Annotated in this window: 8 protein-coding genes; 4 read left to right on the top strand and 4 right to left on the bottom strand. The window is 33.1% G+C overall.

Annotated features, from left to right (window positions below; translation table 11 throughout):
• Nucleotides 1-261: 261 nt before the first annotated feature.
• Entirely contained in the window at nt 262-978 is a 717-nt protein-coding gene (locus tag DK508_RS00315; protein WP_109298744.1) for a DUF4294 domain-containing protein, read from the bottom strand.
• Between the two features lie 117 nt (nt 979-1,095).
• On the opposite strand from DK508_RS00315, the gene DK508_RS00310 reads away from it, so the two are divergent.
• Nucleotides 1,096-2,187, top strand: coding sequence for a M42 family metallopeptidase (locus DK508_RS00310; protein ID WP_109298743.1), 1,092 nt, complete (start codon nt 1,096-1,098; stop codon nt 2,185-2,187).
• A gap of 53 nt (nt 2,188-2,240) precedes the next feature.
• Here the strand turns inward: DK508_RS00310 and DK508_RS00305 are convergent, their stop codons facing one another.
• Nucleotides 2,241-4,031 carry a sodium:solute symporter family protein gene (locus DK508_RS00305; RefSeq protein ID WP_109298742.1) on the bottom strand — a complete coding sequence of 597 codons (1,791 nt, stop codon included), beginning with the start codon at nt 4,029-4,031 and terminating at the stop codon, nt 2,241-2,243.
• 12 nt (nt 4,032-4,043) lie between these two features.
• Complete coding sequence (locus DK508_RS00300; RefSeq protein WP_109298741.1) at nt 4,044-4,322, bottom strand: DUF4212 domain-containing protein; 279 nt, start codon at nt 4,320-4,322, stop codon at nt 4,044-4,046.
• A 153-nt stretch (nt 4,323-4,475) separates the two neighbouring features.
• On the opposite strand from DK508_RS00300, the gene DK508_RS00295 reads away from it, so the two are divergent.
• The 3 genes from DK508_RS00295 to DK508_RS00285 all read left to right on the top strand — a co-directional run bounded on the left by DK508_RS00295 (nt 4,476) and on the right by DK508_RS00285 (nt 6,429).
• Nucleotides 4,476-5,030 carry an NUDIX domain-containing protein gene (locus tag DK508_RS00295; protein ID WP_109298740.1) on the top strand — a complete coding sequence of 185 codons (555 nt, stop codon included), beginning with the start codon at nt 4,476-4,478 and terminating at the stop codon, nt 5,028-5,030.
• A 99-nt stretch (nt 5,031-5,129) separates the two neighbouring features.
• Complete coding sequence (locus DK508_RS00290) at nt 5,130-5,576, top strand: Dps family protein (RefSeq protein WP_109298739.1); 447 nt, start codon at nt 5,130-5,132, stop codon at nt 5,574-5,576.
• The gene (locus tag DK508_RS00285; RefSeq protein ID WP_109298738.1) at nt 5,554-6,429 is read left to right on the top strand and encodes an SdiA-regulated domain-containing protein; all 876 of its coding nucleotides are present in this window, start codon (nt 5,554-5,556) and stop codon (nt 6,427-6,429) included. The genes DK508_RS00290 and DK508_RS00285 overlap by 23 nt, the downstream gene beginning before the upstream one ends.
• An 8-nt stretch (nt 6,430-6,437) precedes the next feature.
• Here the strand turns inward: DK508_RS00285 and DK508_RS00280 are convergent, their stop codons facing one another.
• On the bottom strand, nt 6,438-10,142 hold the full coding sequence (locus DK508_RS00280) for a metallophosphoesterase (protein ID WP_109298737.1): 3,705 nt from the start codon (nt 10,140-10,142) through the stop codon (nt 6,438-6,440).
• Nucleotides 10,143-10,160: the final 18 nt, after the last annotated feature.

Below are 10,160 nucleotides of genomic sequence, written 5' to 3'. Positions count from 1 at the left end.
GTTTTTCCGAAATACAAAACTCAATAAAATCTCAATGAACTAAACAAAACTTAAACCCCGTTTTGCGGGTGCAAACATATAACCAAAAATCCATTCCACAATACCTTTTTTAAACTATTTTTTAAAGAAAAAGAAAAGCACTGATTTTAAAAAAGATAGAAAGCGAAGATAAGAAAATTAATCAAATTGAAGATGTGTTTTTTGCAAATTTTCTTACCTAAAAGATATACTTAAAGCTTCACCTATTAAAAATTAATAGTATTAATTCTTAATAGTTTTTGTTTTGGTTGTATCAGACCATTTATTACGTAAGTCATAAAAGCTAAAATCTAAAGCCGTCTTTTGCTCTTTTAAAACGTTAGCCTGAAAACCACGTTGTAATATATCCTCTATCCAATAATCCTCTTCTATATTAATAGGGTCATACTTTTCTTTTAGCGATATACTAAAAAGACTAGCTGTCTTATTATACCAAAAAGCTCGCCAACCACTTCTATATTCTTTTACGAGTTCGAACATAGTCTTCCCCGTTTGACGATTAATTAACTTTACTAAGATTTGCCCCTCGGTTCTGGTGAGTTTTTTTAATTCGGCCGTGAATTCTTCTTCCATATACTTTTGAAGAATCTTCACATATTTCTTCCTTCCTCGCTTAGAGTTTATATTCTCCAATCTTTCATTAAGTGAAATTAACCTATCTGCAGCAAGTTTAGCATAAGGATATACTTTACGGGTTTTACGTCTTAAGATTAGATATCTCCTTCTTGCTAATTTATCATCAAATTTAAGTCGTCCTAAAATAACAACTTCATCAAGATCTATAGCTTCATGAGGAATAGTATCTCCTTCTATAATATAGTATTGAACATAACCCGTGGTATCTACCTTAGAAGAATCAATTCTAGGCTTTACTTCTTTTTGTGCTAAAAGAACTCCAGCATAAAAAAACACGAAGATATGTATTAACTGTCTTAACATAGTAAATTTAGGTGTCCCAAAATTATTCTAAAATTAGTAATTAACATATTTTAAATCGCTAAATCTATGTGAATATTATTAAATTCGTAAAAAAACAAAACTTGATTATATAATACTATGGCTAAAAAAAGCATACTTAATAAAAAGTCTTTGACTTTTCTTGAAAAATATTTAAACAATGCTGCTCCAACGGGATATGAATGGGAAGGGCAAAAAATCTGGATGAATTACTTAAAACCTTATGTTGATGATTTTATTACTGATACTTATGGAACTGCTGTAGGTGTTATTAATCCTAAGGCCAAATATAAAGTAGTTATCGAAGGGCATGCCGATGAAATATCCTGGTATGTAAATTACATTACGGATAATGGTTTGATATATGTTATTCGAAATGGAGGAAGTGACCATCAAATTGCAACTTCAAAACGTGTAAATATTCACACAAAAAAAGGTATTGTAAAAGGAGTTTTTGGATGGCCCGCTATACACACTAGAAAAGGAACTAAAGAACAAGCCCCTACTCTCGAAAACATTTGCATAGATGTAGGCTGCTCTACCAAAGAAGAAGTTCTTAAACTTGGAGTACACGTAGGTTGTGTAATTACATATCCTGATGAATTTTTTATACTTAATAAGAATAAATTCGTTTGTAGAGCACTAGATAATCGTATGGGAGGTTTTATGATTGCCGAAGTAGCTCGACTTTTAAAGGAGAATAAGAAAAAATTACCGTTTGGATTATATATCACTAATTCTGTACAAGAAGAAATTGGTTTAAGAGGCGCCGAAATGATTACTCAAACCATAAAACCTAATGTTGCGATTGTAACAGATGTTTGCCATGACACCACCACACCTATGATAGAAAAGAAAACTCAAGGTGAAACTAAAATCGGAGATGGGCCTGTAATTTCTTACGCACCTGCTGTTCAAAATAGATTAAGAGAATTACTTATAGACACTGCCGAGGATAAAAAAATACCTTTTCAGCGTATGGCCTCTAGTAGAATGACTGGTACCGATACTGATGCTTTTGCATATAGTAATGGTGGTGTTGCTTCTGCCTTAATATCTTTACCATTGAGATATATGCATACCACTGTAGAGACAGTGCATAGAGATGATGTAGAAAATGTTATCAAACTAATTTATGAAAGTTTACTTAATATAAAATCAGGAGATACTTTTAGTTATTTTGAAAAGTAAAATTTACTAATATAGATTACATAAAACTGCTTCTTTACTGAAGCAGTTTTTATTTAATGATCTACGGATTCACCAGCATTGTTAGGAATTCTAATATCCTCGACAATAGCTTGAACTTCTATAGGCGGGGCAGCGGTAAAATAGCATATAAATAATGAAACCATAAAATTTATAAGCATTGCAACGGCTCCAAATCCTTCTGGTGAAATGCCAAACCACCATTCTTTTTTAGAAGGTATAGTCTCATCAAACCATCCTAACTTGTATTTCATCATATACAATAACATACATAGTATCCCAACTACCATTCCTGCAATAGCGCCTTCTTTATTCATGCGTTTATAAAATATTCCTAATACAATTGCAGGAAAAAAAGAAGCTGCCGCCAAACCAAAAGCTAACGCCACTACAGCTGCAACAAATCCTGGGGGGTTAATCCCGAAATAACCAGCTACACAAACTGCTGCAACCGCAGAGATACGGGCTGCAACGAGCTCTCCTTTTTCGGAAATGTTTGGTTTGATCATTTTCTTTATTAGATCATGCGATACTGAAGATGAAATCACTAGTAATAATCCAGCAGCAGTAGATAATGCCGCAGCTAAGCCACCTGCAGCTACTAAAGCTATTACCCAATTCGGGAGTCTAGCTATTTCAGGATTAGCCAATACCATGATGTCCCTATCTACAAACAATTCATTCTTATTAGATATATTTATATTGGTGATTACCCGCTCACCATATTGACCTCTTTTTTCATTCTCAAAAATTGGTTTGTTTTTATTTCCCTGTACAGCATGCCCTTTATGATATTGCACTTTCCCATCTTTATTCTTATCAATCCAACCCAATAATGCTGTATCCTCCCAATTTTTGAACCATCCAGGTAGTTCTTCATACTCTTTATTATGTACTGATTCTATAAGATTGGTTTTTGCAAACACAGCTACAGCCGGAGCTGTTGTATATAGTATAGCAATAAGGAGTAACGCATACCCTGCAGATTTGCGCGCATCTTTTACTCGTTTAACTGTAAAAAAACGTACAATGACATGAGGTAACCCGGCAGTCCCCACCATCAACGCCAGGGTAATTGCAAATACATCCAGTATGGATTTAGAGCCATTAGTATATTCTTCGAACCCTAACTCGGTACTAAGGCCATCTAATTTGTCGAGCAAAAACATTCCTGAACCATCTGCTATTTTATCACCAAAACCTAATTGCGGAATTGGATTACCTGTCATTTGAATAGATATAAAAATCGCCGGAACCATAAAAGCAAAAATTAACACACAATATTGAGCAACTTGTGTATACGTGATCCCTTTCATCCCCCCTAATACGGCATAAAAAAGAACAATAATCATCCCAATAAAAACCCCAGTATTAATATCTACCTCCAAAAACCTAGAGAATACTATCCCCACTCCTCGCATTTGTCCCGCTACATAAGTAAATGATACTAAAAGCGCACAAAACACAGCAACAGATCTTGCCGTTTTCGAATAGTAACGATCTCCTATAAAATCAGGAACGGTAAATTTTCCAAATTTCCTTAAATACGGTGCCAATAAAAGTGCTAAAAGCACATATCCTCCTGTCCACCCCATTAGGTAAACCGAGCCATCATATCCGGCGAAAGCTATTATTCCTGCCATAGAAATAAATGATGCGGCACTCATCCAATCGGCAGCTGTAGCCATTCCGTTAGCCAATGGAGAAACTCCTCCTCCAGCAACATAGAAATCTCTGGTCGAAGAAGCTTTAGACCAAATTGCAATACCAATATAAATTGCAAACGTTATTCCTACTAAAATATACGTCCAAGTTTGTACACTCATACCCCTTACTTATTAATTTCTTTTTTCGTTATCCCGGTCATACCCATATTTCTTATCGAGATTATTCATTAACCTAACATATATGAATATTAGTATCACGAATACATAAATAGAACCTTGTTGAGCAAACCAAAACCCTAGTTTAAAACCTCCAATGCGAACTTGATCAAGTACATCTTTAAATAAAATACCTGCGCCATAGGATACAATGAACCATATACTCAAAAGAATAATCAAGTATTTTAAGTTTTGTTTCCAATATGCTTTTGCCTTATGTTGTTTTTCTGACATAATTTTGAGTAAAAAAGTGTGCTTTTAAGTTTATGAAATTAATTAATATAAATTAGAAATCCGCAAGCAATGTTTTTCTTCTTTATACTTGATGATATTATCACCATTTGCATTATCTTATTATCGCATTACAAAAACTGATATTTTCATTACATGCCGGATGAATTAATAGACATATTAGACCACACTGGAAATCCTACTGGCGAAGTACGGCTTAAGTCTGACGTGCACCGATTAGGTTTATTACATGCCAGTGTGCATATATGGTTTTATACTAAAAAGGGAGAATTATTAATACAAAAACGAGCAGAAGACAAGGACACTTACCCTAATCTATGGGATGTATCTGTTGCAGGACATATCGCCGCTGGAGAAACTCCAAAAAACTCTGCCCTTAGAGAGATTACCGAAGAAATAGGTCTTACTATCAATATAGAAGATTTATTATTTATCGGAACATACTTAGCCAAGAAAATCCCTACTCCTTTTATTTTAGACAATGAAATACATCATATTTACATGACGCCATTAAAAGTTCCCCTAACATCTTTACAATTACAACAAGAAGAAGTAGCCGATATTACTTTAATAAAAATTGATGAATTAATTAAGGCCTTAAGCAATCATAATAAAGCAAAAAAATATGTCCCCCATGATAAAAAATATTTTGAAATGATTCTTAAAGAAATTGAAAATCGACTATCGTGATACGACTATTACGACTAACTATTACAATTCTTGAATAGCTCATTAAACTATAGTATTTTCGTATCATAATTAACAAAACAATAAATAAAAACTATAGATATGTTAAACAAAAAAACAATAGATACATTAAATGTATTATTAGCAGATTACCATATGCACTATCAAAAGCTAAGAAATTTTCATTGGAATATAACTGGGCCTCATTTTTTTGAGCTTCATTTAAAATTTGAAGAACTTTATGAAGATGCTAAACTAAAAATTGACGAAATTGCAGAAAGAATACTCACACTTAGGGGTAAACCTTTAAGCAATTTTAGTTCATATTTGAGTGCTTCTAATATTAAAGAGTCAGATAACACTTTGGTGGATCATCAAATGGTGTCTGCAATTTTAGGAGATCATCAAGCGCTTTTGGCTCAACTAAAAAAGGTGAATATAGAAGCTGAAGAACTTAAAGATGATGGTACATTAGATATTACAGGAACCTATATAGGAGAATTAGAAAAAACTAGTTGGATGTTAAATGCTTGGAATCAAAGAAATTAAAGTAACAGTTTTATTGTATCTCATGACATTGGCAACTTTTACTGTAAGTTGTCAAAAATCAGAGAAGACAAAACTTAAGCGAATAAATACACTTTCTAACCATATTGGCGAGATATCGGGTATTACTTCTTTATCCAAAAATCAACTATTTGCAATAAATGATTCTGGGAATGAGAATATACTGTTTCAATTAAACCAAGAAGGAGAGATCATTGCAGAAATTAAAATTCCTGGCACTAAAAACATTGATTGGGAAGATCTTGCCTATGATCATGAAAACAATATTTATATCGGAGATTTTGGCAACAATGCAAATGACCGTAAAAACCTAGTAATTTATAAAGTTTCAGGAATTTTATCTAATCAAATAGCAGTTTCCGAAATTCGATTTTCATTAGAAGATCAAAAGAAATTTCCGCCCAAGAAAAAGAATTTAAATTATGATATAGAAGCTTTTATCTATGCAGATGAAAGCTTCTATTTATTTACAAAAAATAGAAGTTCGAAATTTAAAGGAACGACCAAACTTTATAAACTTGCAGCTACTCCAGGTACACATACAGCCAAAATTATTGGCACATACAATACTTGTAATGATTCTTCAGATTGTTTTATAACAAGCGCAACAATTAACAAAACAAAAGATAAAATAGCATTACTTACCTATAACAAGCTTTTTATTATTTCTGATTTTCAAATCGATAATGTATTTGAAGGCAGTATACAAAAAATAAGATTAGGGCATTACTCTCAAAAAGAGGGTGTTTGTTTTAAAAATGATTCTGTAGTATTTATTACTGATGAAAAAACAAAACATAAAAAGGCCAAACTTTATGAATATCCTTTGGATTGATTTTAAGTTTAAAAATCTAAACCAATTCCAAAGGTAAAACGTAATCCATCATCACTGTTAAATAATCCTAATTGCCCTCCTACAGTTTCCATAGCATTTACCCACATTCCTCCTCCAAAAGAGTTATGCCATTTATCCGAGTCTTCCCCATCTAACCACACTCTACCAACATCGGCCCCTCCATATACTCCTATTTGCAATGGCAATAAACCAGTTTTAAATCTATTAAAACTATACCTAAGATCATTACTAAAAGCAAGCGCACTTTCTCCGGTAAATCGCTCTAACCTAAATCCTCTTAGCCCTTTGGCACCTCCTAATGTTGCTGCTTGATAGAGTTCAAAATCATCACCTATATTAATTTGAGCAATAAGATCTGTTTTGAGTACTAGTTTGCGATTTTTAGAAATTGCATTATAAAAACCTATTTTGGGAATAACATACCCAAACATTGTGTCTGTATCATCTACATTGGCAGTTGCACCGACCTGTAGGCTAAATAACATTCCTCTAGTTGGATTTACTTTGTTATCATAGCTTTCAAAGGTATAATGCAGATCTAGGTTTGCAAAAAACTTTCTCTCAAAGAAATCAGGATCTGCAGTTACAAAATCTAAACCCGAGGTTATAAATCGATCAGGAGTATCATTTATTTCAACTCCCTCGTACTTTCCTTTAATAGAAAACTGACTACCGTAATTATTTCTTCTAGAAACACCAATACCTATAGACCATATACCTGTTTTAACTCGATTAAAGTCCAAATCAAGTTCATCATCAAAATTTGCAGTTTCGTTTCCAAAACCAAAAAAGTTTTGTGCAAAATTCTCACTCGTATACACACCATCGATTAAAAAATTCCAGTTCCCTAAAGCATTCATGAACTCTCCTGAATAAGAAATATCGTATCCTTCTGTTTGAAAATAATACGCAGCTCTTATTCTATGTTTGCTTTGATACGGATTGTTTTTAAATCCTTTTACCGTGTAAATATTTGTGAGATTAATATTAACTCCATCATCTGGATTGAAACCAATAAAGGGAGTCACCACATTCGTTTTGTCTATAAATTTATTATAATCATATACATTATAATTATAAATATCGGTTAGTCTTACCTTTGCTCCATTTTTTTCCTCTATCGTATTCGCTTTTGATTTATGATCATAAATCTTCACCTTTCTTCCATTTTCAATTCTATAAACATCATTGTTTTGTCCACCAACGATTCGTATTTGTATAGGATTTCTTCCTTTTCCCTTTACCACAAATTTATCATCATCATCTAGACCATAAACCCATATTTCATTAGTTTCTTTAGAACCGTAAGTTGCTTCTCTGTATGGAGTTGCAGCACTTCCTTTTTTAATTCTAGAAATTTTAATTGTTGTTTCATTATCTTTTCTAGTAATTTCGAAGAGGTCATCCTTATCTGTACCAGCGATAATAACATGTTTGGATAGATATTTATAATAGCGCGTAGCAATATCTTCAACGCTGTTTCTTCTATTTTTTAGAAACCCTTTGATTTTTGCAATCGTCTCATCTTGCAATTCTTCTGGCAGATTACTAAATGCTTCTTCAATAGCCTCATCTGTTAAGCTATTTTTTATATGTTTGGCCTGAGACAACCAGACTTCTTCTGTAGCATTTGGGATTAATGCTTTATCCAAACGAAGTCCAGATTGATTGATCCATCTTATCTTTTTAAGTTCATCATCATACACTTGAAATTTACGAGATAATGGAGATATAAACTTAACAATATTCAAAATTATCCCATCATAATTACTAAACACTTGATCTCTATCTCTAGGGATTGGTCTATATATTTTTCCTTTATCGGTTTCAAATTGAGCCCATCTCCATTGATCAGGATGGCGATCCCAATCTCCTAGTATCATGTCAAATAATCTGGCTCGGATATAACTCTCTTCATCAACCTGGTATTTCTCATCTTTGCGCAATTTACTCAACATGTCATCAGTACTCTCGATATCATCAGGTTTACCAAAAGAATCCTCATCTCTATACTCTTTACCAGGGCGTTCTTCTAAAAAATATATTTCATTACCAAAGGTCTCATTATATTTACCCAAAGCTGGATGCTTAGGTATATAATAAATTTTAGGATTTGTATGATATACTCCAGCGGCGTTTGCCAATGTGCCTACCGCCAAAAAGGCATAAGGATAACTTGATGTATAAAAATCTGCTAGTATATCCTCTGTATATGTATCATCAAACCCATTATTAAGATAGGTAAATTTAAATGCTCCTTTTTGTAAAAACTGAGTCACACTTTTTCGCATTGCCCTTAGGCTATAACGTTTTCCATCCTTATCAATTAACCGCAAAGATCTTGTTACTTGCCCTCCACCCTGTCTATCAATAGTAAAACCACCCATAAGTGTATCAAGAGTAGCTATAGGCACTTTTAAATCTTTACCATAAACATCTCTATAATGGTCTCCCCACAACAATTTATACAATCCAGATTTCTTTACTTCATCTTTATTATAGATAGAAGCCGAAATCTCATTTTCAAAAGTATTAGACATTCCACTCGTATCAAATTGTTTTTCTTTTGGGTGCACTCTATTTTGATACACTAATTTAGGATTGTCATTTTCATTACCGTAAAAACGAACATTAGAAGAACCATCTGTATACACATCGAGTACTGCGAACCCTTGCCCTGGGTAAGAGAACAAACCATCTTTTCCTAATGCCGCCGCAGAAACCTTAGACCCAGATCCTGAAACTATCTGCTTAACACCTTCACTATCTATGTACTGCAAGGAGTGTTCATGGCCAGAAACAAAAACAACTTTATCGACTCCACGCGCCATAGTAGATAATCTACGCATAAATTTATTATAATGTGTATTAGATACATCTTGAGTAGACACTCCTCCTTGAGAACGAATTAGTGTTGCCAATGATCCTAAAATAGGTAACGGTATTTTCTTTTTTGAAGGAAAAATATGTTTATCAAAACTAAACTTTCCTCCATGAGCGCCATTAGTATACATGGGATGATGCATAGCAACAATAATCGTTTTTTTACTGTGTTTCTTTAATTCGCCTTCTAATTCTACAAAAAACTTATCCCGTGTTTTTATCTCACAATTATCATTAATGGTTGGGTATTTATCCCAATTAGCCAAATACCATTGTGTATCTAATATTAATAGATGGACCTTTTCATTAACTTCTACACTCTCTATTGGGCATCCATTATTAGGCAAAAAAGATTCTTTTTTCTTTAATTCTTTCTGAACATATTTTTCCTCTCTTCGAAGACCTTCAACTCCATTATTATACCAATCATGATTTCCAGGAATGAAAATAGCTTCTCCTTCAAAATCTTTAGCTAGGTCTATTTGAGTATTAATCCTATGTTCTGCCAAATCTCTATCCGGAGCATCTTTTGGCGGCATTCCTTTTTGATAGATATTATCTCCAAGAAACAATAAGTAATCTCCTTTAGTTTGGGCAGTATCCAGAACTTTTTTTAGAATACTAAGTCCTTTTGTGCTTTCCTTCATTTTTGCATACCCAGCATCTCCAACAAGGTAAAATGTTTTTTCAATAGGAGTACTTGGTAATGTTTGAGTGAAATTTTCGACTTTGTATTGAGGTGAATATGTTGCGCAAGAACTAAGTAATAATGCAACACTAATAATTAGAATGTTTTTATATTTATTCATTGTTGTGAAGTACAATAT

The sequence above is a fragment of the Aquimarina sp. AU474 genome (assembly GCF_900312815.1).
GTDB lineage: Bacteria > Bacteroidota > Bacteroidia > Flavobacteriales > Flavobacteriaceae > Aquimarina.
This window is presented reverse-complemented; position numbering and strand designations above follow the sequence as displayed.